The 21,127-nt window shown below is 72.6% G+C and carries 24 protein-coding genes; 15 read left to right on the top strand and 9 right to left on the bottom strand.

Annotated features, from left to right (window positions below; translation table 11 throughout):
- Positions 1–5: 5 nt before the first annotated feature.
- Positions 6–626 carry an HNH endonuclease family protein gene (locus KDY119_RS18100; RefSeq protein WP_227994431.1) on the bottom strand — a complete coding sequence of 207 codons (621 nt, stop codon included), beginning with the start codon at positions 624–626 and terminating at the stop codon, positions 6–8.
- Between the two features lie 261 nt (positions 627–887).
- Between KDY119_RS18100 and KDY119_RS18095 the strand changes: the two genes are divergently transcribed.
- The 3 genes from KDY119_RS18095 to KDY119_RS18085 all read left to right on the top strand — a co-directional run bounded on the left by KDY119_RS18095 (position 888) and on the right by KDY119_RS18085 (position 2,382).
- Positions 888–1,619 (top strand): phosphotransferase, encoded by a 732-nt coding sequence (locus KDY119_RS18095; protein WP_051137024.1) that lies wholly within the window; start codon positions 888–890, stop codon positions 1,617–1,619.
- Positions 1,620–1,693: 74 nt separating this feature from the next.
- Complete coding sequence (locus tag KDY119_RS18090; protein ID WP_036955523.1) at positions 1,694–2,059, top strand: UBP-type zinc finger domain-containing protein; 366 nt, start codon at positions 1,694–1,696, stop codon at positions 2,057–2,059.
- Between the two features lie 164 nt (positions 2,060–2,223).
- Positions 2,224–2,382 carry a hypothetical protein gene (locus KDY119_RS18085; protein WP_153022623.1) on the top strand — a complete coding sequence of 53 codons (159 nt, stop codon included), beginning with the start codon at positions 2,224–2,226 and terminating at the stop codon, positions 2,380–2,382.
- On the opposite strand, the gene KDY119_RS18080 is transcribed toward KDY119_RS18085, so the two are convergent.
- Genes KDY119_RS18080 through KDY119_RS18065 form a run of 4 tightly spaced genes read right to left on the bottom strand, consistent with a single transcriptional unit; the run spans position 2,369 to position 6,332 of the window.
- The gene (locus tag KDY119_RS18080) at positions 2,369–3,847 is read right to left on the bottom strand and encodes an NAD(P)(+) transhydrogenase (Re/Si-specific) subunit beta (RefSeq protein ID WP_153022622.1); all 1,479 of its coding nucleotides are present in this window, start codon (positions 3,845–3,847) and stop codon (positions 2,369–2,371) included. The two genes, KDY119_RS18085 and KDY119_RS18080, sit on opposite strands and share 14 nt — an antisense overlap.
- Positions 3,844–4,401, bottom strand: a complete 558-nt coding sequence (locus KDY119_RS19375) for an NAD(P) transhydrogenase subunit alpha (protein WP_083891283.1) — start codon at positions 4,399–4,401, stop codon at positions 3,844–3,846. Before KDY119_RS19375 ends, KDY119_RS18080 begins: the two co-directional genes overlap by 4 nt.
- Complete coding sequence (locus KDY119_RS18070) at positions 4,398–5,552, bottom strand: NAD(P) transhydrogenase subunit alpha (RefSeq protein ID WP_227994430.1); 1,155 nt, start codon at positions 5,550–5,552, stop codon at positions 4,398–4,400. Before KDY119_RS18070 ends, KDY119_RS19375 begins: the two co-directional genes overlap by 4 nt.
- Positions 5,553–5,561: 9 nt before the next feature.
- The gene (locus KDY119_RS18065) at positions 5,562–6,332 is read right to left on the bottom strand and encodes a uracil-DNA glycosylase (RefSeq protein WP_036955526.1); all 771 of its coding nucleotides are present in this window, start codon (positions 6,330–6,332) and stop codon (positions 5,562–5,564) included.
- 42 nt (positions 6,333–6,374) lie between these two features.
- Between KDY119_RS18065 and KDY119_RS18060 the strand changes: the two genes are divergently transcribed.
- From KDY119_RS18060 to KDY119_RS18045, 4 genes are all read left to right on the top strand, one after another.
- Entirely contained in the window at positions 6,375–7,076 is a 702-nt protein-coding gene (locus tag KDY119_RS18060) for an LmeA family phospholipid-binding protein (RefSeq protein WP_051137026.1), read from the top strand.
- 142 nt (positions 7,077–7,218) lie between these two features.
- On the top strand, positions 7,219–8,142 hold the full coding sequence (locus KDY119_RS18055; RefSeq protein ID WP_036955529.1) for an ABC transporter substrate-binding protein: 924 nt from the start codon (positions 7,219–7,221) through the stop codon (positions 8,140–8,142).
- A gap of 28 nt (positions 8,143–8,170) precedes the next feature.
- Positions 8,171–9,211 (top strand): amino acid ABC transporter permease, encoded by a 1,041-nt coding sequence (locus KDY119_RS18050; protein WP_051137027.1) that lies wholly within the window; start codon positions 8,171–8,173, stop codon positions 9,209–9,211.
- Positions 9,208–10,005 carry an amino acid ABC transporter ATP-binding protein gene (locus KDY119_RS18045; protein WP_036955531.1) on the top strand — a complete coding sequence of 266 codons (798 nt, stop codon included), beginning with the start codon at positions 9,208–9,210 and terminating at the stop codon, positions 10,003–10,005. Before KDY119_RS18050 ends, KDY119_RS18045 begins: the two co-directional genes overlap by 4 nt.
- 94 nt (positions 10,006–10,099) lie before the next feature.
- Here KDY119_RS18045 and KDY119_RS18040 read toward each other — a convergent pair whose 3' ends face one another.
- Complete coding sequence (locus KDY119_RS18040) at positions 10,100–10,303, bottom strand: cold-shock protein (protein WP_036955534.1); 204 nt, start codon at positions 10,301–10,303, stop codon at positions 10,100–10,102.
- Positions 10,304–10,798: 495 nt separating this feature from the next.
- Here KDY119_RS18040 and KDY119_RS18035 point away from each other — a divergent pair, with 495 nt between their 5' ends.
- The 5 genes from KDY119_RS18035 to KDY119_RS18015 all read left to right on the top strand — a co-directional run bounded on the left by KDY119_RS18035 (position 10,799) and on the right by KDY119_RS18015 (position 16,186).
- On the top strand, positions 10,799–12,040 hold the full coding sequence (locus tag KDY119_RS18035; RefSeq protein ID WP_036955536.1) for a branched-chain amino acid ABC transporter substrate-binding protein: 1,242 nt from the start codon (positions 10,799–10,801) through the stop codon (positions 12,038–12,040).
- A 79-nt stretch (positions 12,041–12,119) separates the two neighbouring features.
- Positions 12,120–13,196 (top strand): branched-chain amino acid ABC transporter permease, encoded by a 1,077-nt coding sequence (locus tag KDY119_RS18030; RefSeq protein WP_153022621.1) that lies wholly within the window; start codon positions 12,120–12,122, stop codon positions 13,194–13,196.
- Entirely contained in the window at positions 13,193–14,476 is a 1,284-nt protein-coding gene (locus KDY119_RS18025) for a branched-chain amino acid ABC transporter permease (protein ID WP_083891285.1), read from the top strand. The genes KDY119_RS18030 and KDY119_RS18025 overlap by 4 nt, the downstream gene beginning before the upstream one ends.
- Positions 14,473–15,480 carry an ABC transporter ATP-binding protein gene (locus KDY119_RS18020; RefSeq protein ID WP_036955539.1) on the top strand — a complete coding sequence of 336 codons (1,008 nt, stop codon included), beginning with the start codon at positions 14,473–14,475 and terminating at the stop codon, positions 15,478–15,480. The genes KDY119_RS18025 and KDY119_RS18020 overlap by 4 nt, the downstream gene beginning before the upstream one ends.
- Entirely contained in the window at positions 15,467–16,186 is a 720-nt protein-coding gene (locus tag KDY119_RS18015) for an ABC transporter ATP-binding protein (protein WP_036955542.1), read from the top strand. Before KDY119_RS18020 ends, KDY119_RS18015 begins: the two co-directional genes overlap by 14 nt.
- A gap of 18 nt (positions 16,187–16,204) precedes the next feature.
- Here the strand turns inward: KDY119_RS18015 and KDY119_RS18010 are convergent, their stop codons facing one another.
- From KDY119_RS18010 to KDY119_RS18000, 3 genes are read right to left on the bottom strand one after another with little or no spacing between them, the layout of a single operon-like run.
- Positions 16,205–16,855: a histidine phosphatase family protein gene (locus KDY119_RS18010; protein WP_036955545.1), complete on the bottom strand. Its 651-nt coding sequence runs from the start codon at positions 16,853–16,855 to the stop codon at positions 16,205–16,207.
- Positions 16,852–18,018: a sensor histidine kinase gene (locus tag KDY119_RS18005; RefSeq protein WP_153022620.1), complete on the bottom strand. Its 1,167-nt coding sequence runs from the start codon at positions 18,016–18,018 to the stop codon at positions 16,852–16,854. Before KDY119_RS18005 ends, KDY119_RS18010 begins: the two co-directional genes overlap by 4 nt.
- Positions 18,015–18,779 carry a response regulator transcription factor gene (locus KDY119_RS18000; protein WP_051137029.1) on the bottom strand — a complete coding sequence of 255 codons (765 nt, stop codon included), beginning with the start codon at positions 18,777–18,779 and terminating at the stop codon, positions 18,015–18,017. The genes KDY119_RS18005 and KDY119_RS18000 overlap by 4 nt, the downstream gene beginning before the upstream one ends.
- Before the next feature lie 122 nt (positions 18,780–18,901).
- Between KDY119_RS18000 and KDY119_RS17995 the strand changes: the two genes are divergently transcribed.
- The 3 genes from KDY119_RS17995 to KDY119_RS17985 are packed head-to-tail and all read left to right on the top strand — an operon-like array spanning position 18,902 to position 21,071.
- Complete coding sequence (locus tag KDY119_RS17995) at positions 18,902–19,651, top strand: glycosyltransferase family 2 protein (protein WP_153022619.1); 750 nt, start codon at positions 18,902–18,904, stop codon at positions 19,649–19,651.
- On the top strand, positions 19,648–20,355 hold the full coding sequence (locus KDY119_RS17990) for a TIGR04282 family arsenosugar biosynthesis glycosyltransferase (RefSeq protein ID WP_153022618.1): 708 nt from the start codon (positions 19,648–19,650) through the stop codon (positions 20,353–20,355). The genes KDY119_RS17995 and KDY119_RS17990 overlap by 4 nt, the downstream gene beginning before the upstream one ends.
- On the top strand, positions 20,352–21,071 hold the full coding sequence (locus KDY119_RS17985; RefSeq protein ID WP_227994429.1) for a methyltransferase domain-containing protein: 720 nt from the start codon (positions 20,352–20,354) through the stop codon (positions 21,069–21,071). Before KDY119_RS17990 ends, KDY119_RS17985 begins: the two co-directional genes overlap by 4 nt.
- The last annotated feature ends 56 nt before the right edge of the window (positions 21,072–21,127 follow it).

Below are 21,127 nucleotides of genomic sequence, written 5' to 3'. Positions count from 1 at the left end.
GGCCGTCACGGGACGGTGACGCAGGTCCGCAGGGTCCGGGCCATCGTGTCGTGCTCGGCACGGGTGACCCACAGGCCGTACGCGGACTTCACGCGGAGCTGCCGGACGACGTACGCGCACCGGTAGCCGGGGTTCGGCGGGAGCCACGTGGAGGCGTCGTCGGCGCTCTTGTCCTGGTTGGCCGGGCCGTCGACGGCGAGCAGGTTCGCAGGATCGTTGGCGAACGCGAGGCGGGTGGCGGCAGGCCAGTCCTGGGCGCCCGTCTGCCAGGCGTCGGCGAGCGCGACGACGTGGTCGATCTGGACGGCGGCCGAGCCGGCGCCGCGACGGAAGTCGATGGTGCGCCCGGTGTACGGGTCGCGCAGCACGCCGGACGCGACCGTACAGTCGCCGCTCCCTTGCTTGTACGTGAGGTTCTCGAGGTCGCGCCGGAGCACGTCGTTCCGCGTGTCGCAGCCGTTGTGGTCCACGTCCTCCCAGGCCTGGCCGAACTGCTCCCTCGTGTAGCCGTCCGACGGCGCACGGTCCCGCACGGGGAGGTCGGCCAGCTCCCGCGTCGCCCGCGCCAGCTCCGCCGTGGAGACCGGGTAGCGCGCCGCCCGGGCGTGCGCGACGACGTAGGGCACGCCCGTCGCCGCCGCGACCACGGCCGCTAGGAGGACGAGCGCGCAGGCGGCGCGCGTGCGTCGTCGGGCACGAGGGCGAGGGGCGGGACGAGGACGCGGCACGGGCCGAGCCTGCCGGAGGGGCGTGCTGCGACGGCGGTCAGGGAACGGCGCCTGTGCACGACGGGCCGCGTCCCCAGAGGCGGCGTCGTGCGTCGCGGCGCCGTTCGTGCGGAGCGGCCGAGTTCACGAATGCAGCGTTGTCGGGCACGATGGGTCGCGATGATCGAAGAGCACCTGCCCGGCGGCAACACCACGCCCGTCCTGCGTGTCGGCGACACCGTGCGCCGCGCCGCCGGCCCGTGGACCACGACGATCCAGTCCTACCTGCGCCACCTACGGTCCGCGGGCATGACCGGCATCCCTGAGCCGTTCGGCGTCGACGACCGCGGGCGGGAGATCGTCTCGTACCTCGAGGGCGACGTGCCGCACGACAACCCTGGCTGGGTGTGGGGCGCCGACGTCCTCGACGACGCCGTCCTGTTCCTGCGGCGCCTGCACGACGCCTCGGTGGGCTTCGCGCCGTCGTCGCCAGGCTGGCGCCTGCCCGTCCACGAGCCCGCCGAGGTCGTCTGCCACAACGACGCGGCCCCGTACAACATGGTGTTCCGGGGCGGGCGGCTCGTCGGGCTCATCGACTTCGACACCGCGTCACCGGGGCCACGGGTCTGGGATCTGGCGTACCTGGCGTACTGGCTCGCTCCGTACATCCACGTCGAGGGCTGGACGGGTGACGACGACGCGCGGACGGCCCGGCTGAACCGGATCGTCGAGGTCTACGGCTGGGACCCGATCACACCGACGGACGTGCTGCGCACCATGGTCTCCCGGCTCGAGGAGCTCGCCGCGTTCACGGACGACCGGGCCGCGCAGACCGGCCGGGACGACCTCGCCGCGCACGCCGTGGTGTACCGGCGCGACATGGAGCGCATCGCGGTCCTCGCGCAGGGCTGAGAGGGCGGGAGCCCGGTCCATGCTGCCGCCGTCGGCGCCTCGGCCTACGGTAAGCAGGTCGAGAGGAGGCCCCCGTGGCAGAACCGAGTGGACCGGCCGGTGACCCCGGCATCGATCCGAGCGTGCCCCCGAGCGGCCCCGGTTGCGTCGAGTGTGACGAGCGCGGCGGCTGGTGGGTACACCTGCGCCGGTGCGCCCAGTGCGGGCACGTGGGCTGCTGCGACAGCTCGCCCGCGCAGCATGCGAGCCGGCACTTCCAGGAGACCGGGCACCCGATCATGCGGTCCTACGAGCCGGGCGAGGACTGGTGGTGGGACTACCGGACCGACGACTACACGGACGGCCCCGAGCTGGCGCCCCCGCTCGCCCACCCCGTCGACCAGGGCGCGCCCTGGCCCACGGACCGTGTCCCCGAGAACTGGCGCGACCTGATCCACTGACCGCGTCTTCACCCGAATCTCACCTGGTCACGGCCGTCACGGAGAGCGAGGCCGGCGCTCTCTTCCTTCGACGGCGCCCCCGGAAGGCGCCGTCCACAACGACGGGAACCGGGACGCCTCGGACGAGAAGGCGTCGGTAAGGGCAGGGGACGTAGATGGCAGTCATGACGAGGCGCAGAGGGCACGACGCAGCGCTGCCCGAACCGTGGGAACGCGAGCTGCGTCGCATGGAGGTCCTGGCCCGACTCGAGACGGCACGCACGGTGCGTCGCGCCGGGGGACGCCCGCTGCGACTCACGGAACGTCGCGTCACCCCGCGGTGACGTACTCCTTCACCGCCGCGACGAGCTGAGCGAGACCGTCCTTCGCGTCCGCGAACAGCATGCCCGTCCGGGGATCCGTATAGAGCTCGTTGTCGATGCCCGCGTACCCGTGGCCCATCGACCGCTTGATCACGACGACGGAGCGCGCGTGGTCGACGTCGAGGATCGGCATCCCCGAGATGGCCGTGCCCGGGCGGCGGGCCGCCGGGTTCGTGACGTCGTTCGCTCCCACCACCAGCGCGACGTCGCACTGGTCGAGCTCCGCGTTGGCCTCCTCGAGCTCCTTCATCTGCTCGTACGGCACGTTCGCCTCCGCGAGCAGCACGTTCATGTGGCCCGGCATGCGGCCGGCGACCGGGTGGATCGCGTACGACACCGCCACGCCGTGCGACGTCAGCAGGTTCGCCAGCTCCGCGAGCTCGTGCTGCGCCTGCGCCGCAGCCAGCCCGTAGCCCGGCACCAGGACCACCCGGTGCGCGTACGCGAGCTGGATCGCGACGTCGTCGGCGTCCACCGTGCGCACCGTCGCCGCCGCGCCGCCGCCCGGGCCCGCCGCCGACGGCGCGTCACCCGTACCGAACCCGCCCACCAGGATCGACGCGACGGACCGGTTCATCGCGTCCGCCATGAGCTTCGTCAGGATCGACCCCGACGCCCCTACGAGCGCACCCGCCACGATCATGACCTCGTTGCCGACGACGAACCCCGCCATCGCCACCGCGAGCCCCGTGAACGCGTTCAGCAGCGAGATCACGACCGGCATGTCGGCGCCGCCGATCGGCAGGACCATCAGCACCCCGAACAGCAACGCCGCGACCAGGGCCACGACCAACGCGAGCGACGCCGTCGTCCGGGCACCGTCGGACGAGCCGCCGCCCGCCACGATCACCACCACGCCCGCCGCGACCGCGACCACCGCCGACGCCAGCGCGAGCGCCCGCGAACCGCGGAACGTGATCGGCGCCCCCGACACCCACCCCTGCAGCTTGCCCGCCGCGACCAACGAGCCCGAGAACGTCACCGCACCGATCAGGACGTCCAACGCGACCGGCACCGAGAACGACACCGACAACCCGTCCCACGAGCCCGCCGCCAGCGCGCGCGACGCATCCGCCAGCGCGACCGTCGCCGCCGCGCCGCCCCCCACCGCGTTGAACAACGACACCAGCTGCGGCATCGCCGTCATCTTGACGCGCCGCGCCGCGTACAGGCCGTACCCGCCCCCGACGACGATCCCGCCACCCAGCGCGACCCCCGCCCAGACGCCCCCGTGCCAGCCGACCCCGCCGCCGTCCTCGTCCAGCAGCAGCAACGCCGTCACCAGGACCGCCGCGGTCATGCCCGACGCCGACAGCGCGTTGCCGCGGCGTGCCGTGCGGGGGGAGCGCATCAGGTGCAGGCCGAGGACGAAGCACACCGCGGCGCCGAGGTAGACGAGCCACGTGATCGTCAGCGTCGCGCTCATCGGTCGCTGCCTTCGTCCGGGTCGGGGCGGCGGGAGTCGGGGCTGGCGGCGGGGCGAGGCGGGGCTGCGCCCGACGTGCTCGGCCTACCATCCGCCTCGCTCGTTCCTCGCTCGGCTCCCGCCAGCCCCACCACGGCCTTCGCATCGTCGGTCTCCGCCCCGCCTCGCCTCGTCACCTCGGGCGTCCGGCTCGCCTCCGCCGAGTGTGACGTTGCGTTCGCCGAGCGTGACGCTTCGCTCGCCGAGTGTGACGCTGCGTTCGCCGAGGGTGACGGCCTGCCGCGGAACATGCCCAGCATGCGGTCCGTGACGACGTAGCCGCCCACCACGTTCATCGCGGCGAAGGCCGCGGCCAGGAAGGCCAGGACGTAGCCGAGGGGGTCGTCGGCGAGTCCCGCGACGAGGATCGCGCCGACCAGGACGACGCCGTGGATCGAGTTCGCGCCCGACATCATCGGGGTGTGGAGGGTCGTCGGGATCTTGCTGATGACCTCGAACCCGACCAGCAGGGCGAGGACGAAGATGCTGATCGACGACGCCAGCTCCGGGGTCATGCGCGCGCCTCCTCGGCTGGGGCTGGGTTGGAGGTGGCGGCAGGGACGCGGATCGCTCGGATCACGTCGTCGTCCACGTCGACGTCGAGCCGGCCGTCCCGGACGGCCGCGCGCAGCACCGCCGCGACGTTGCGCGCGTACGCGGATGACGCCGCCGTCGGGAGCTCGGAGGCGAGGTTGCCCGCCCCGACGACGGTCACGCCGCCCGGGGTGACCACGCGCTCGTCGGGCACCGATCCCTCGACGTTGCCGCCCAGGTCGCTTGCGCCGAGGTCGACGACGACGCTCCCCGGCCGCATCGCGGCCACCGTCTCGGCGGTGACGAGGACGGGCGGGCGGCGGCCCGGGACCTGCGCCGTCGTGATGACGACGTCGAACTTCGCGACGTGCCCGGCGAGCTCGGTCTGTTGGGCGGCACGCTCGTCGTCGGTGAGCTCGCGCGCGTAGCCACCCTCGCCCGCGCCCTCGGGGGAGCTCGTCAGCCGGAGGAACGTCGCGCCGAGCGACCGGACCTCGTCGGCCGAGGACGGGCGGATGTCGTAGCCCGTGACCTGCGCGCCGAGCCGCCGGGCCGTGCCGATCGCCTGGAGGCCCGCGACCCCGGTCCCGAGAACGAGCACCTGCGCGGGCTTCGCGGTGCCCGCGGCCGTGATCATCATCGGGAAGAAGCGCCCGAACGCCTCGGCAGCGACGATCGTCGCCCGGTACCCCGCGACCGAGGCCTGTGACGTGAGCGCGTCCATCGTCTGCGCACGGGACAGGGTGCGGGGGAGGAGCGCCAGGTCGAGCGCGACGACCCCGGCGTCGGTCAGGGCGTCCGCCTGGTCGGCATGGCCGCCGAGCGCGAGGAGACCCACGACCACCTGGCCGCGGTGCAGCGACAGTGCGAGGCCGGCGTCGGGCACGCGGACGCACGCCAGGACGTCCGCCGCCAGGGCGGCGGACCGGTCCCCGAGCGTCGCGCCCGCGGCCTCGTAGGCCGCGTCCGGGAAGAACGCCGCCTCGCCCGCCCCGCGCTCGACGACGACGGCGAACCCCTCGCGGACGAGTCTGCCGACGACCTCGGGGACCAGGGTGACGCGTCGCTCGTCGGCGTCGTGCTCGCGCAGGACGCCCACGCTCACGGGTGGTGCGTCCGGCGTCAGGGCCACGGGACGAACCTATGACGCGGCGAGCGCTCGCGCGCGGGCGAGCAGAGCATCCATCGCGTCGGGCGTCAGCCTGCCCGTGAACGTGTTGTGCGGGCTGGGGTGGAAGCAGCCCAGAAGTATCAGCTGACCAGGACCGACGCCGGTCTCCGACGTTTCACGTGAAACCACCACCTCGGCGCCGTGACCGAACCGCGGGCGTGGGCGTGGGACGGCCCAGCCGGCGCCCGCGAGGACGTCGAGGGTCGCGTTCCACCCGAAGGCCCCGAGCGTCACGACGACCCGCGGCGCCACGAGCTGTACCTCGCGCGCGAGGTACACGGAGCAGGTGCGGCGTTCGTCGGGGGTGGGCTTGTTCTCCGGCGGGACGCAGTGGACCGGCGCCGCCAGGCGAGCGCCGGTCAGCGCGAGGCCGTCGCCGCGCGCAACCGACGTGGCCTGGGACGCGAGGCCCACCCGGTGCAGCGCGGCGATCAGGAAGTCGCCGGACCGGTCGCCCGTGAACATCCGGCCCGTCCGGTTCCCGCCGTGCGCGGCGGGCGCCAGGCCCACCACGAGGATCCCGGCCGCCGGATCGCCGAAGCTCGGCACGGGCCGCGCCCAGTAGTCCTGGGTCGCGAACGCTGCCCGGCGCTCGCGACCGACCTGCTCCCGCCATGCCACGAGACGCGGGCACGCGCGGCAGTCGACGACGAGCGAGTCGAGCGCCGCGAGGTCCGGCGCGGCCCCGGCGAGGGCCGGGTTCTGCGTCGGGTCCGGTGAAGGCTCGGGGGAGGGCGGCACCCGTCGATCGTCGCACCCGCCGCGGCCCCGTACGGTACCGAGGTGCGCTTCCTCCGCAGACTCCTGATCACCGTCGTCGTGCTCGCCCTCCTCGCGGTCGCGGCCGACCGCGTCGCCTGCTGGGCGTTCGAACGGACCTTCGCCCGCGAGGCGACCGCCCAGTCCGACGCGCGCGACGTCTCCGCGAAGATCCACGGCTTCCCGTTCCTGACCCAGCTCTGGAACGGCTCGCTCGACGACGTCAGCGTCCGGGCCGGCTCGGCGAGCTTCGGCGGGACGACCGTGACCGACGTCGACGTCGACGGGAGCGGCGTCAGCCTGAGCTCGCCGTACGTCGTGACGGACGGCACCGTCCACGCGACGGTTCCGGCCGCCACGCTCGAGAAGCTCGTCGCGAAGCGGACCGGCTCCGACGTCACCATCGACGCCACCGACGGCGGCCTCGTCGCGACCACGAAGGTCCTGGGGGTGAGCGTCGGGCTCGTGCTGGACCCGAAGGTGTCCGACGGCGCGCTCGCCGTGGACGTGAAGGCGGCGAAGATCGCGGGCGCGACCGTCTCCGCGGACTCGCTGCCCGGCGGGCTCGCGGACACCGTCCGGGGACTCAAGGTGCCGCTCGACCTGCCGAAGGGCGTTCGTCTGACCGGCGCGGACGTCGTGCCCGCGGACGGCGGCGACGACGGCGGGGTGCGGGTCAGTGCGACCGGCTCGGACGTGGCGCTCGAGCACCTCGCGTCGTCCTGACGGGAGCCGGGCAGGCGGCCGGTACCTGGCCACAGGGCGGGCAGTCGTTACGGCGTAGTAACACGACGCGCATACTGTGACCGCGACGTCGCGAGGTGCGGCGTCGTGGCCGCTTCGCGGCAGCGCGATCTCTGGAGGAACGATGCGACGACTTCGCACCATCAGCACCGCCCTCGTGGCCACGGCCACCCTGGCCGTCGTGCTCGCCGGCTGCTCCGACTCGGACGACTCGGGCTCGGGCGGCAAGTCCACCGCCGGCGCCTCGACGTTCGACCCGAGCTCGGTCGCCAAGGACGACACGCTCGCCGCCGCCGTCTCGGCCTCGATCAAGTCCGCGGGCACCCTGCGCGTCGGGTCCGACACCACGTACGCGCCCGCCGAGTACATCGGCGACGACGGCAAGACGCCCGTCGGCTACGACGTCGACCTGACGAAGGCGATCGCCGCGACCCTCGGCCTCAAGGCGGACATCCAGACGTCGAAGTTCGACAACATCATCCCGTCGATCGGCTCGCGCTACGACATCGGGGTCTCGTCGTTCACGATCAACCCGGACCGCCTCAAGCAGGTCAACATGATCGAGTACTTCCAGGCCGGCGAGGCGTTCGCCGTCCAGAAGGGCAACCCGAAGGGGATCGACCAGAGCGACCTGTGCGGCAAGAGCGTGGGCGTCCAGACCGGCACGGTCGAGGCCGACGAGCTCGCGGACCTGTCGAAGAAGTGCACCGCGGCGGGCAAGGACAAGATCGACCAGCTCATCTACGACTCGCAGGCCGACGTCACCACGAACCTCGTGGGCGGCAAGCTCGACGCCATGTACGCCGACTCGCCGATCATCGCCTACGCGATCTCGCAGACGAACGGCCAGCTCGAGCAGCTGGGCGACGTCTTCGCGACGGCGCCGCAGGGCATCGTCGTCTCCAAGAGCGACCAGGCCCTCACCGACGTCGTGCAGAAGGCCGTCCAGAAGCTCATCGACGACGGCACGTACGGCAAGATCCTCAAGGCCTGGGGCAACGAGGACGGCGCCGTGACGACGGCCGAGCTGAACCCGTCGGTCGGCTGACGGCCGCCACCGGAGCAGACTGAGCGCCATGAGCGATCTCGCAGGGCAGGGTCGGGCAAAGTCGCCCGGCCCTGCCGTCTCCGCCTCCGACCCGGTCCCCGACCGCATCCACGCCGTGCCCGTCCGGCACCCCGGGCGCTGGGTCTCCGCCGTCGTCGTGCTCGTGCTGGCCGCCATGGTCGTGCACGCGCTCGTCACCAACGACAAGTTCGACTGGCCGACCGTCGGGAAGTACCTGTTCAACGAGCAGGTCGTCCGCGGCGTCGGCTGGACGCTGTGGCTCACGGTCGCGTCGATGATCCTCGGGATCGTCCTCGCGGTGCTGCTCGCGATCATGCGGCGGTCCGAGAACCCCGTCATGCGGTACACGAGCTGGGTCTACATCTGGTTCTTCCGCGGCACCCCGATCTACACGCAGCTCGTGTTCTGGGGTCTGATCTCGGTGCTGTACCCGAAGATCTCGCTCGGTGTGCCGTTCGGCCCCGAGTGGTTCCACTTCACGACGACGGAGCTCGTCACCGCGTCGCGGGCGGCGATCCTCGGGCTCGGGCTCAACGAGGCCGCGTACCTCGCGGAGATCGTCCGGGCCGGGCTCCAGTCCGTCGACCGCGGTCAGGAGGAGGCGTCGCGGGCGCTCGGGATGAAGGACTCGACCATCCTGCGCCGCATCGTGCTGCCCCAGGCGATGCGCGTCATCGTGCCACCGACCGGCAACGAGACGATCTCCATGCTCAAGACGACGTCGCTCGTCCTGGCCGTCCCGTTCACCCTCGACCTGCAGTTCGCGACCAACGCGATCGCGAGCCGGACCTTCCAGCCGATCCCGCTGCTCGTCGTCGCCGCCATCTGGTACCTGGCGATCACGAGCGTCCTCATGGTCGGGCAGCACTACCTCGAGCGGTACTACGGGCGCGGCTTCGACGAGCACCGCGGCGGCCGGGGCGGGCGGGGGCCGGGCGGTCGTCCGACCCGTCAGGAAGCGATCGCCGAGGCCGGCACGACGCCGGAGATCGCGGTGTTCGACGACATGGGCCGCCCGCAGGGTGGCGGCGCTGGAGGTGCCCGATGAGCCAGCCCACCACCGGCGGGACCCCGCCCATGGTCGAGATCCGCGGCCTGCACAAGGAGTTCGGGCACCTGCACGTGCTCCGGGGCATCGACCTCGACGTCCCCCAGGGCACCGTGTGCGTCGTCCTCGGGCCGTCCGGCTCGGGGAAGTCGACCGTGCTGCGGTGCATCAACGAGCTCGAGGACATCACCGCCGGGCGGGTCCGGGTCGACGGCGAGCTCATGGGGTACCGCGAGGGCACCCGGCGTGGTCAGCCGACGCTGTACCGCCTCGGCAGCCGCGACATCGCCCGGCAGCGCGCCCGCATCGGCATGGTGTTCCAGCGGTTCAACCTGTTCCCGCACATGACGGCCCGGCAGAACGTCATGGAGGCCCAGGTCCAGGTGCTCCGGCGTTCCAAGGCGCAGGCAGGCGAGCGCGCCGACGAGCTCCTGCGGCGCGTCGGGCTGTCCGACCGGGCCGAGCACTACCCGGCCCAGCTCTCCGGCGGGCAGCAGCAGCGCGTCGCCATCGCCCGGGCCCTCGCGATGGACCCCGAGCTCATGCTCTTCGACGAGCCGACCTCCGCGCTCGACCCCGAGCTCGTCGGCGAGGTGCTCGCGGTGATGCGCGACCTCGCCCGCAGCGGGATGACGATGGTCGTCGTGACCCACGAGCTGGGGTTCGCGAAGGAGGTCGCCGACCAGGTCGTGTTCATGGCCGACGGCGTCGTCGTCGAGCGCGGGACGCCCGCCGAGGTGCTGGAGAACCCGCGGGAGGCCCGGACGCGCGACTTCCTGTCGAGCGTGCTGTAGGGCCGCGGAAGCGCCTCGAGACGCGAACGAGCCCGGCACCCCTCGCGGGGTACCGGGCTCGTCGTCAGCGCCCGCGCGGGCGCCGGTGCTCAGATCAGAGCGGGCGGATGTTCTCCGCCTGCGGGCCCTTCGGGCCCTGCGTCACGTCGAACTCGACGCGCTGGTTCTCGTCCAGCGAACGGAAGCCCGTCGCCTGGATGGCCGAGTAGTGCGCGAAGACGTCGGCGGAGCCGTCGTCGGGGGCGATGAAGCCGTAGCCCTTCTCGCCGTTGAACCACTTCACGATGCCAGTAGCCATGGGGGATCTCCTTCGGGAGTCGGTACACGCCCTCGACCTTCGAGGGCGCATGCACGGTGTTCGTCGTCGACTCCGGTGAAGAAGACAAGCAAGCACTCGGCGAACACTGTACCGGAGGTGCATCGCCACGGGTAGGGCGGGCCGAAGCAGCCCGAACGTCCAGATGGTGAGACGGCCGGAGAGGCGGCTCGCGGCCCCGCGTCCTGCCCAGAAACCGCGGACGTCCGTTCCGGGTACGAAACGGACAGCACGTCGAAGAGCCGAAAGCCCTGCTGTGGCCTGGGTCACGTCGCTCCGGTCCGTCTGTTGCGGGCGACGACATGGCGGCACCCCGAGGGTTTCTCCGCCGTTTCCAGTCGATCACGATTTCGACACGCCCCCGCGAATGTCTGTTTTCAGCGCCTACCCGGGAGTAACTTGCTCGCCACGTCGGCTTGCACGGCTCGCTCGTGCACGCCAGGGCCCGGCACGGGTTCACGAACTTGGAGGAACCAGATGCGTCGCAGTCTCCCCACCGCAGCCGTCGCCGTCGCGATGGCCTCCGCCCTGCTCGTCTCGGGTTGTGCCTCGAAGGGCGACTCCGGTGGTGGCGGAGGTGGATCGACCAGCGGGAGCTCCGCGAGCTCGTCGGACCTCTCGATCCAGCCCGTCGTCCAGATCGACGAGTCCGGCAAGGAGGTCCCCGCGGCGGACGCCTCGAACGCCGCTGACCCGGCCGGTGACGGCAAGGCCAAGTGCGCCTCGACGACGACGATCGCGATGGCCGGCGCGCTCACCGGCCCGAACGCGGCTCTGGGCATCAACATCCTCGACGGAGCCAAGGTCGCCGTGGACGCCCACAACAAGGCGAACGCGGACTGCCAGGTGCAGCTCAAGGGGTACGACACCGAGGGCGACCCGCAGAAGGCCACCCAGGTCGCGCCGACCATCGTCGCCAACAAGAACGTCATCGGGCTCCTCGGCCCGGCGTTCTCGGGCGAGACCGCAGCGGTCGGTGACATCTTCCACCAGGCGAACCTGCTCTCGCTGACCGCGTCCGCGACCAACGTCGACCTGACCAAGAACGGCTGGACGAACTTCTTCCGGGGGCTCGCCAACGACGGTGTGCAAGGCCCCGCGGTCGCGCACTACCTCGTCGACACGAAGAAGTTCACGAAGGTCTGCGTCATCCAGGACGACTCCGACTACGGCGTCGGCCTCGCGAAGGCCGTGACGTCCGCGCTCGGTTCCGCCGCCGACAAGGACTGCGCCGCGAGCGTGAAGACCGGCGACAAGGACTTCTCGGCGACCGTCCAGATCGTCAAGGACGCAGGTGCGGACGCGGTCTTCTACGCCGGCTACTACGCCGAGGCCTCGCCGTTCGTCTCTCAGCTCCGTTCCTCGGGGGTCGACGCGACCTTCGTGTCCGCCGACGGCACCAACGACCCCGAGTTCGTCAAGCAGGCCGGGAGCTCGTCCAAGGACGCCCTGCTCTCCTGCCCCTGTGGTCCGGCACCCGACCAGTTCGCCACGGACTACAAGTCGACCAACGACGGGCGCACGCCTGGCGTCTACTCGGTCGAGGGCTACGACCTCGCGACGATCATGCTCAAGGGCATCGACTCCGGGATCACGGACCGCGCGAAGCTCGTCGACTACGTGAAGAACTACTCGGGTGACGGGCTTGCCCGCCACTACCAGTGGAGCTCGACGGGCGAGCTCTCGTCGGCGCTCATCTGGATCTACCAGGTCAAGTGACCGATCGCGGCGGCCGGGTCCTGGAGACCCGGCCGCCGCGGCCGTCTGACCTCGCACCGGATCCATCCCGAGGAGCTCCATGAGCACCCTGCTGCTCTCTGACGTCCTCGTGTCCGCGCACGCTGCGCTCCCCGCGCACCCTCTGCTCCTCGCGGACGGCGTCATCGACTTCAACACCTCCCGCCTCTTCTCCAGCTTCTGGTCCCTCACCGTCGACGGACTGACCTACGGCGCGATCTACGCCCTCATCGCCGTGGGGTACACGCTGGTCTACGGCGTCCTGCGCCTGATCAACTTCGCCCATTCCGAGATCTTCATGCTCGGCATGTTCGGGCAGTACGCCGTCCTCTGGGGACTCGGCTTCACCCCTCAGGGCGACGTCTACACCCAGGGGACCGTCCTGACGGTCCTCTACCTCCTGATCGCGATGATCGGCGGGATGGCCGTCTCCGGCGGCGCCGCCGTCGGGCTGGAGCGCGTGGCCTACCGGCCGCTGCGCAAGCGAGGGGCACCGTCCCTGACGTTCCTCATCACCGCGATCGGCGCGTCCTTCGTGCTCCAGGAGTTCGTGCACTTCGTGCTCCCGAAGCTCACGGGCGGGAACTTCGGCGGCACCACCGCGCAGCAGCCGATCCGGCTGGTGCAGGAGGTCACCGTCTTCAGCTTCGGCGGCGCCGACGTCAGCAACGTCGACATCGTGATCGTGATCGCGGCGCTCGCCCTCGCGTTCCTCGTCGACCGGTTCGTCAACGCGACCAAGTTCGGGCGCGGTATCCGCGCGGTGGCGCAGGACCCCGTCACGGCGACGCTCATGGGCGTCTCGCGCGAGCGGGTCATCATGCAGACGTTCCTGCTCGGCGGTGTCCTCGCGGGGGCCGCGGCGATGCTGTACAGCCTGAAGATCCCCAACGGGATCATCTACTCCGGCGGCTTCATCCTCGGCATCAAGGCCTTCGCGGCCGCCGTGCTCGGCGGCATCGGGAACCTGCGGGGGGCTCTGCTGGGTGGCCTCCTGCTCGGCGTCATGGAGCTGTACGGGCAGGCGCTCTTCGGGACCGAGTGGCGGGACGTCGTCGCGTTCGTGATCCTCGTCCTCGTGCTCCTGTTCCGTCCGACCGGCATCCTCGGCGAGTCGCTCGGGAGGGCCCGCGCATGACGACCACGACCAACACTCCAGCGAGCACGTCGGGGCGCCCGTACCACGGCGTCGGAGACCGCGTCCGACTCTGGTGGGATGCGCAGGCGCGGCCCACGCAATGGCTCATCGGCGTCCCGTTCATCGTCTTCATCGCGTTCCTTCCGGTCCTGCGCATTCCCGTACTCACGACGGTCGGCACCGACTTCGGCAGCGTCATGGCGCAGTTCGGGATGATCGCGCTCGTCGCGATCGGGCTCAACGTCGTCGTGGGTCAGGCGGGTCTCCTCGACCTCGGCTATGTGGGCTTCTACGCCATCGGTGCCTACACGGTCGCACTGCTGACTAGCCCCGACAGCCCGTGGAACCTCACGGATCAGTGGCTCTCGCAGGACTGGGCGTGGCTGTTCTGCGTGCCGATCGCGATCGCGATCACGGCGATCTCGGGCCTCATCCTGGGGTCTCCGACGCTGCGCCTGCGTGGCGACTACCTCGCGATCGTGACGCTCGGCTTCGGCGAGATCGTCCGGCTCCTCGCCGACAACCTCACGACCATCACGGGTGGTGGCCAAGGGTTGAAGAGGGTCGCCTACCCGCGTCTGGGCGAGAGCACGGAGCACCCCGACGGGGTGTTCTCCGCAGGGAACAGCGCCCCGCCCTGGAACTCGGGCCTCTGGTGGTTCTGGGTGTCGATCGTCCTGATCGTCATCGTCCTGCTCGTCGTCGGAAACCTCGAGCGCTCGCGCGTGGGAAGGGCCTGGGTCGCGATCCGGGAGGACGAGGACGCGGCCGAGATCATGGGCGTGCCGACGTTCAAGTTCAAGCTGTGGGCGTTCGTGATCGGTGCGGGGATCGGCGGGCTGTCCGGCGCGCTCTACGCCGGACAGGTCCAGTTCGTCGTCCCCACGAACTTCAACGTGGTGAACTCGATGTTCTTCCTCTGCGCCGTCGTGCTCGGGGGGCAGGGCAACAAGCTCGGCGTCATTCTGGGTGCGTTCGTCATCGTGTACCTGCCGAACTTCTTCCTCGGCCGGACCGACCTGTTCGGGATCTCGATCGACGGCAACACGATCGCGAGCTACAAGTACCTGTTCTTCGGCCTCGCGCTCATCATCCTGATGATCTTCAGACCACAGGGCCTGCTGCCCGCGCGGCAGAAGCTCCTCGCATACTCGCGGCAGCTCTACCAGGCGGCCCGTCGGGCAGTGCTCGCCGGCGAAGGCCGTACCACCCCGGTGCCCGCCGACGGAACCGTGGATGGACGAGGCCCGGCAGCGACGAAGGACGGAGGCGAGCGATGAGCGACCCGAACAGCCCCGAGTCCCTCCGGGCGGGCGCCGAGAGCGAGGAGCAGTTCCTCTCGCCCGACGACGAGATCATGTCCTCTGAGGACGTGCGCGAGCAGGACCTGCCTGACGGCGAGGTCGAGGAGATCGACGTCGACCTCGCTACGGTGCGCCCGGAGCTCGCGGACGCGGCGACGGTCGCGGAGATCGTCGCGGCCGACCGCACCGTGCACGCGGAGGTCGGTGAGCCGCTCCTGCGGATGGAGGGTGTGACCGTCAAGTTCGGCGGCCTCACGGCGCTGGACGACGTGTCGTTCGACATCCGGCGTGGCGAGATCCTCGGTCTGATCGGCCCCAACGGCGCCGGCAAGACGACGGCGTTCAACGCGATGACGGGCGTGTACCGGCCGTCGTCGGGCCGGGTCGTCTTCGACGACCGGCCGCTCGTGCGGGTCAAGCGCAACGAGATCACGCGCCTCGGCATCGCGCGGACGTTCCAGAACATCCGCCTGTTCAGCGACATGACAGCGCTCGAGAACGTCGTCGTCGGGACGGACGCCCGGCACCGCACCTCGGTGCCGGGCGCGATCTTCCGCTCGGCGCGGCACCGCCGCGAGGAGCGCGACGCGATCGACCGCGGCATGGCGCTGCTGGAGTTCGTCGGGATCGGGGCGCGCGCCACCCACCAGGCGCGCAACCTGCCGTACGGGGACCAGCGGCGGCTCGAGATCGCCCGGGCGCTCGCCACGGAGCCGAAGCTGCTGTGCCTCGACGAGCCGGCCGCCGGGTTCAACCCGGCCGAGAAGGAGCAGCTCCAGGAGCTCGTCCGCAAGATCCGCGACGACGGGTTCACGGTGCTCCTCATCGAGCACGACATGCGCCTCGTCATGGGCGTGACGGACCGGATCGTCGTCCTGGAGTTCGGCCGGAAGATCGCGGAGGGCCTGCCGGCCGAGATCCGCGAGAACCCGGCCGTGATCGCCGCCTACCTGGGAGTGCCCGACGATGCCACTGCTTGAGCTCGAGAACGTCTCCGTCTCCTACGGGCGGATCGAGGCGGTCCGCGGGGTGTCGCTGACGGTCGAGGAGGGCGAGCTCGTCACCCTCATCGGCGCCAACGGGGCCGGGAAGACGACGACGATGCGGGCGATCTCCGGGATCCGGCCGCTCTCGACGGGGACGATCCGGTTCGACGGCCGCGACATCACCCGGATGAAGGCGCACGAGCGCGTGGTCGCGGGCGTCGTGCAGGCGCCCGAGGGTCGCGGCGTGTTCCCCGGGATGACCGTGATCGAGAACCTGGAGATGGGCGCCTACGCGCGGACCTTCAAGACGAAGGCCGAGCACGACGCGACGCTCGACAACGTCTTCGAGCTGTTCCCGCGGCTCGCGGAGCGCAAGACGCAGGTGGGCGGGACCATGTCGGGCGGTGAGCAGCAGATGCTCGCGATCGGCCGCGCGCTCATGGCCCGCCCGAAGCTCCTGCTCCTCGACGAGCCGTCGATGGGCCTCGCCCCGATGGTGATCCAGCAGATCTTCAGGATCATCAGCGAGATCCACGACCAGGGGACGACGGTGCTGCTCGTCGAGCAGAACGCCCAGCAGGCGCTCTCGCGGTCCGACCGTGCCTACATCCTGGAGACGGGCGAGGTCACGACGACGGGTCCGGGAAAGGACCTGCTCGTCGACCCCGCGGTCAAGGCGGCGTACCTCGGCGTCGCCTGAGGGCCGCCGCGCCGGGCGTCAGCCGCCCGAGGACTGGTTCCAGCCCTCGAGGCTCCGGCGTCCGTGTGCGAACCCGAGCAGCGAGATCGAGGCCGTCCCGAGCTCGAGGAGCGCACCCGTCGCGGGTGGCAGGCCGAGCCACGTGGTGGCGAGGATGCGCAGCACGTGCCCGTGCGCGAACACGAGGGCGCTGTCGCCGGCCTCGAGGGTGGGCAGCACCCGCTCGACGACGCGCGCGGTCCGGGCGGCGACGTCGTCGAGCGTCTCGCCAGGGGTCGGGTGCGGCACGGCCGCGTGCTCGAGCCCGACGACGCGCACCCCGTCGCGGAAGATCTCCCAGTCCGTTCCGGTCTCGGCGGAGATCTGTGCGGACGTCCGTCCTTCGACGGGACCGTAGTCCCACTCGGCCAGGTCCCCGTCGACGACGGCGCCTCCGAACCCGGCGAGGGCCGCCGTCCGCCGGGCGCGCAGCCGGGGGCTCGTGAGCACGGTGCGGAAACGCTGCCCGGAGGCGACCCGGGACGCGAGAAGGACACCCGCTGCGCGGGCCTGCTCCTCGCCGTGCCCGGTGAGCGCGATGTCGGACGTGCCGGTGTGCCGGCCGTCGAGCGACCACTCCGTCTCGCCGTGGCGGACGAGGACGAGCTGGGGATCGGGGGAGGTGCTCACCCGACCATCGTCGTGTCGAGACGGGGGAGCAGCACGTCGAACTGGCAGCCGCCGGGCACGTTGCGGACGCGGATCCCGCCGTCGTGGGCCTCGGCGATGCCCCGCGCGATGGCGAGCCCGAGGCCGGCGCCGGTCGCACGCACGTGGTCGGCGGCGTCGTCGACGGTCTCGGGGGTGCGCGCCGACGAGCCGCGCCAGCCCGCCTCGAAGACGCGCGTCAGGTCGGCCTCGGGGATGCCGCCGCCCGCGTCGACGACCGACACGGCGACGCGGTCGCCGGGCTCCGCCGTCGTCGAGACCATCACCTCGGAACCGGCCGGCGAGTGCTGGAGCGCGTTCATGAGGAGGTTCCCGACGGCGCGAGCGAGCTCGCGTGCGTCGCCGACGACGGTCAGATCGGTGGGGCCGGTCTGCCGCAGCGTGACCGCACGTGCTCGGGCGAGGGGCGTGAGCTCGGCGACGGCGTCGCTCACGAGGTCGTAGAGCGCGACCGGCTCCATGCACAGTGCGAGCGTCCCGGAGTGGACGCGCGACAGCTCGAACAGGTCGTCGACCATCCCGGACAGGCGGTCGACCTGGAGCCGGATCTGCCGGTGGTAGCGGGCGGGGTCGTCGACCAGGCCGTCCTCGAGGGCCTCCGCCATGGCGCGCAGCCCGGCCAGGGGCGTGCGCAGGTCGTGCGAGATCCAGGCCACCAGGTCGCGGCGCGACCGCTCGACCCGTTCGGCCTCCGCCCGCGCCTCGGCGAGTCGCTCGCTCGTCGCCGCGAGCTCGGCGGTCAGGGCGGCGAGCTCGGAGCTGCCCGCGACCGCGGCCCGGACCGTGCGTCCCTCGCCGACCTCGCGGGCCAGCGACCGGGCGCGCCTCACGTCCTGGACGAGTCCTCGTCCCAGCACGAGCGCGACGGCGACCGCGACCACCCCGGACACGCCAGCGACCCACATCGCGACCACGAGGTCGTGCCCCGACAGGTACATCGCCCGGGCGACCGCGACCATGCCCGCGACCACCGAGAGGACGGCCGCGAGCACGACGACGCAGAGCTGGGCGGTGAGGCTCGCGCGCCGGGCGAGCCGCAGGACGCCGAGGCCGACCAGCCCGACGGCGCAGGCGCAGGCGAGCGCGACGGCGACGATCACGCCGAGGTCGGGAAGGGGGATCATGACCGGCCTCCGGGTGGCTCCGCAGGGCGGGTGCCGGGCGGCGCGTCGGCCTCGAACCGGTAGCCCACGCCCCACACCGTCGTGAGCCAGGTGGGCCGCGTGGGATCGTCCTCGATCTTCTCGCGCAGCCGGCGGACGTGGACCGTGACCGTGGACAGGTCGCCGAAGTCCCACCGCCACACGGCGCGCAGGAGCTGGTCGCGGCTGAACGCCTGGTCGGGATGCTTGAGGAAGAACGCGAGCAGGTCGTGCTCGCGCAGCGACAGCGCGAGCTCTGCGCCGCGCTTCGTGATGATCCGGCGCGCGGGGTCGAGCCGGAACGGCCCGAGGTCGAACGCCGACTCGGGCGTGAGCTCACCGACGCTGCGGCGCAGCACCGACCGGACCCGGAGGACGAGCTCGCGCGGCGAGAACGGCTTGGCGAGGTAGTCGTCGGCGCCCGCCTCGAGGCCGGTGATGCGGTCCTCGGTCGAGCCGAGCGCGGTGAGCATGACGACGGCGGTCCCGTGCTCGGCGCGCAGCCGCCGGCAGACCTCGACGCCGTCCAGGCCGGGGAGCATCCGGTCGAGCACGACCAGGTCGGGGCGAGCCCGGGCGGCCACGCGCAGCGCGCTCACGCCGTCGGCGGCCTCGTCGACGAGGAACCCCGCGGACGCGAGGTACGAGCACGCGACCTCCCGCACCGTGGGGTCGTCCTCGACGACCAGCACACGGCGGTCCGTGAGCAGGTCGTCGTGCGCGTCGACGGGGACAGTGACCACCGCTCCAGGGTAGGCACGGGACTGGTCTCGCAAGGCCCGCGGGCACCCCGGAGGGCGGACCGTCCGCGGTTCGTAAGACTTTCCGGACCCGCGCCGGGACCCGCCTCCCTAGCGTCGGCAGGGTGAACCTTCCTGCGTCCCCGAGCCCCGACCGCGGCCCGGTCCCGCCGGCCCTCGTCGACGTCGTGCTGCCCTGCCTCGACGAGGCTGCGGCCCTCCCGGGGCTGCTCGCCCGCATGCCGTCCGGTCATCGCGCGATCGTCGTCGACAACGGCTCGACCGACGGCTCGGCGGACGTCGCCCGGGCCCACGGCGCCGTCGTCGTGCACGAGGACCGGCGCGGCTACGGCGCGGCCGCGCACGCGGGGCTGCTCGCGGCGACCGCCGACGTCGTGGCGTTCTGCGACGCCGACGGCTCGTTCGACCCGGCCGAGCTGCCGCGCGTCACGGCTCCCGTGCTCGGGGGCGAGGCCGACCTCGTCCTGGGTCGCCGCCGGCCGGCCCGCGGTTCCTGGCCGGCCCACGCCCGGCTGGCGAACGCGGTGCTCGCGGCCGAGCTGCGCCGTCGGACGGGCCGGCAGGTGCACGACCTCGGCCCGATGCGCGCGGCTCGGCGCGACGCCCTGCTGGGGCTGGCGCTCGCGGACCGACGCAGCGGGTACCCGCTCGAGGTCTTCCTCCGGGCCGCGGCGGCGGGCTGGCGGATCGACGAGGTCGACGTGGCCTACCGGCCGCGCGTCGGGCGGTCGAAGGTCACGGGCACCGTGCGCGGCACGATCACCGCGGTCCGGGACATGTCGCGGCTCCTCGCGACGCAAGCGTCGTACGTGCAACCGTCCACGGCGCCGGCGACGGACGGGGTGGCGGCGTGACGGCGCTCGTCGTCGTGGCGAAGGAGTGCCTGCCCGGGCTGGTCAAGACGCGGCTCTGCCCTCCGCTCGCCGCGGTCGAGGCGGCGTCGGTCGCGGCGGCCTGCCTCGCCGACACGCTGGCGGTGCTCGCCGAGGTGCCGGCGGGCCGGCGCATCCTCTACCTCGGCCGGTCCGACGGCGGCCGGCCGGGTGGGGCGCCACGCCCGGCGCTGCCGGGGGAGGCCGCGGGCTGGGAGGTCCTGCGGCAGCCGGGCGGACCCCTCGACGTGCGGCTCGGCGGGCTGCTCGACCGCCTCGACGAGCCGTTCCTCCTGGTGGGGATGGACACGCCGCAGGTCACGGCCGCGCACCTCGCTCCCGCGCTCGAGGCGTTGGCGACCCCCGCGGGCGGCGACCGGGACGCCTGGCTCGGACCCGCCGCCGACGGGGGGTACTGGGCGCTCGGGCTCGGCGGGGAAGCGCCGCGCGCGGGCCGGCGCGGAGACCTCGTGCGAGGCGTCCCGATGTCGCGCGACGACACCGGCGAGCGCCAGCGTGAACGGCTCGAGCGCGCGGGACTGCGCGTGCGGCTGCTCGACGAGCTCGTCGACGTCGACACGGTCGACGACCTGCGGGCGGTCGCGGGCCTGGCGCCGGGGAGTCGCGTCGCGCGGGTCGCCGCCGGGCTGGGCTCCCTCGGGCCGGTGTCGGGGGTGGCGTCGTGACCGCGCTCGACGCCGCGCCCGGCACGGCACCGCCCGACGGGCTGTTCGCCGCCGGCGGGGGCCGGCCTTACGAGGCCGCCCTCGCCGCGGGCGCGGGCAGGCTCCGGCTCGTGCGGGTGCCCGACCACGCGGGCGCCGGGCGGACCGTCCCCACCGGGCACGGCGTCCTCGACGTCGGCCGCTACGCCGGGCCCGCCGACGTCGTCGACGTCGCGGTCCTGCGGGACGCGCGTGGCCCGGTGCTCGACGTCGGCTGCGGCCCCGGCCGGATGGTGCACGCGGCGTTGCGTGAGGGCATGCCCGCGCTCGGGATCGACGTGTCGGCGGCGGCGGTCGCCGTCGCGCGGGACCGGGGGCTGCCGGTGCTGCAGCGGTCGGTCTTCGGGCCCCTGCCGGTGGCGCGCGGCTGGGGGACGGTGCTCCTGCTCGACGGGAACATCGGCATCGGCGGGAACCCGTCGGGGCTGCTCGCGCGGTGCGCGCAGCTCGTCGCGCCATGGGGCGCGGTGGTGGTCGAGACCGACCCGGTCGCGGCCCGCGACCGGACCTTCGAGGCGGTCGTGACCGACGACGCCGGACGGCGGAGCCTCCCGTTCGCGTGGGCCGAGGTCGGTGCGGACGCCCTGGCGGCGCACGCGGCGGCAGCCGGCCTCGTGGCGGGCGCCCGGTGGGTCCGGGACGGGCGGACGTTCGTCCGGCTCGTCGCACCGCGCTGAGCGACGATGGAATCGGGGTCGGCCCGGCGGTGTTGGGCGACCCGGTAGACCAGCCG

This window comes from Luteimicrobium xylanilyticum (genome assembly GCF_009429125.1).
GTDB classification, from domain to species: Bacteria; Actinomycetota; Actinomycetes; order Actinomycetales; family Cellulomonadaceae; genus Luteimicrobium; species Luteimicrobium xylanilyticum.
This window is presented reverse-complemented; position numbering and strand designations above follow the sequence as displayed.

Bases quoted from the DNA above. Each gene is read 5' to 3' on its own strand.
- KDY119_RS18095 (WP_051137024.1), top strand. From the start codon at position 888: ATGATCGAAGAGCACCTGCCCGGCGGCAACACCACGCCCGTCCTGCGT.
- KDY119_RS18085 (WP_153022623.1), top strand. From the start codon at position 2,224: ATGACGAGGCGCAGAGGGCACGACGCAGCGCTGCCCGAACCGTGGGAA.
- KDY119_RS18080 (WP_153022622.1), bottom strand. From the start codon at position 3,847: ATGAGCGCGACGCTGACGATCACGTGGCTCGTCTACCTCGGCGCCGCG.
- KDY119_RS19375 (WP_083891283.1), bottom strand. From the start codon at position 4,401: ATGACCCCGGAGCTGGCGTCGTCGATCAGCATCTTCGTCCTCGCCCTG.
- KDY119_RS18055 (WP_036955529.1), top strand. From the start codon at position 7,219: ATGCGACGACTTCGCACCATCAGCACCGCCCTCGTGGCCACGGCCACC.
- KDY119_RS18050 (WP_051137027.1), top strand. From the start codon at position 8,171: ATGAGCGATCTCGCAGGGCAGGGTCGGGCAAAGTCGCCCGGCCCTGCC.
- KDY119_RS18045 (WP_036955531.1), top strand. From the start codon at position 9,208: ATGAGCCAGCCCACCACCGGCGGGACCCCGCCCATGGTCGAGATCCGC.
- KDY119_RS18040 (WP_036955534.1), bottom strand. From the start codon at position 10,303: ATGGCTACTGGCATCGTGAAGTGGTTCAACGGCGAGAAGGGCTACGGC.
- KDY119_RS18035 (WP_036955536.1), top strand. From the start codon at position 10,799: ATGCGTCGCAGTCTCCCCACCGCAGCCGTCGCCGTCGCGATGGCCTCC.
- KDY119_RS18030 (WP_153022621.1), top strand. From the start codon at position 12,120: ATGAGCACCCTGCTGCTCTCTGACGTCCTCGTGTCCGCGCACGCTGCG.
- KDY119_RS18025 (WP_083891285.1), top strand. From the start codon at position 13,193: ATGACGACCACGACCAACACTCCAGCGAGCACGTCGGGGCGCCCGTAC.
- KDY119_RS18020 (WP_036955539.1), top strand. From the start codon at position 14,473: ATGAGCGACCCGAACAGCCCCGAGTCCCTCCGGGCGGGCGCCGAGAGC.
- KDY119_RS18015 (WP_036955542.1), top strand. From the start codon at position 15,467: ATGCCACTGCTTGAGCTCGAGAACGTCTCCGTCTCCTACGGGCGGATC.
- KDY119_RS18005 (WP_153022620.1), bottom strand. From the start codon at position 18,018: ATGATCCCCCTTCCCGACCTCGGCGTGATCGTCGCCGTCGCGCTCGCC.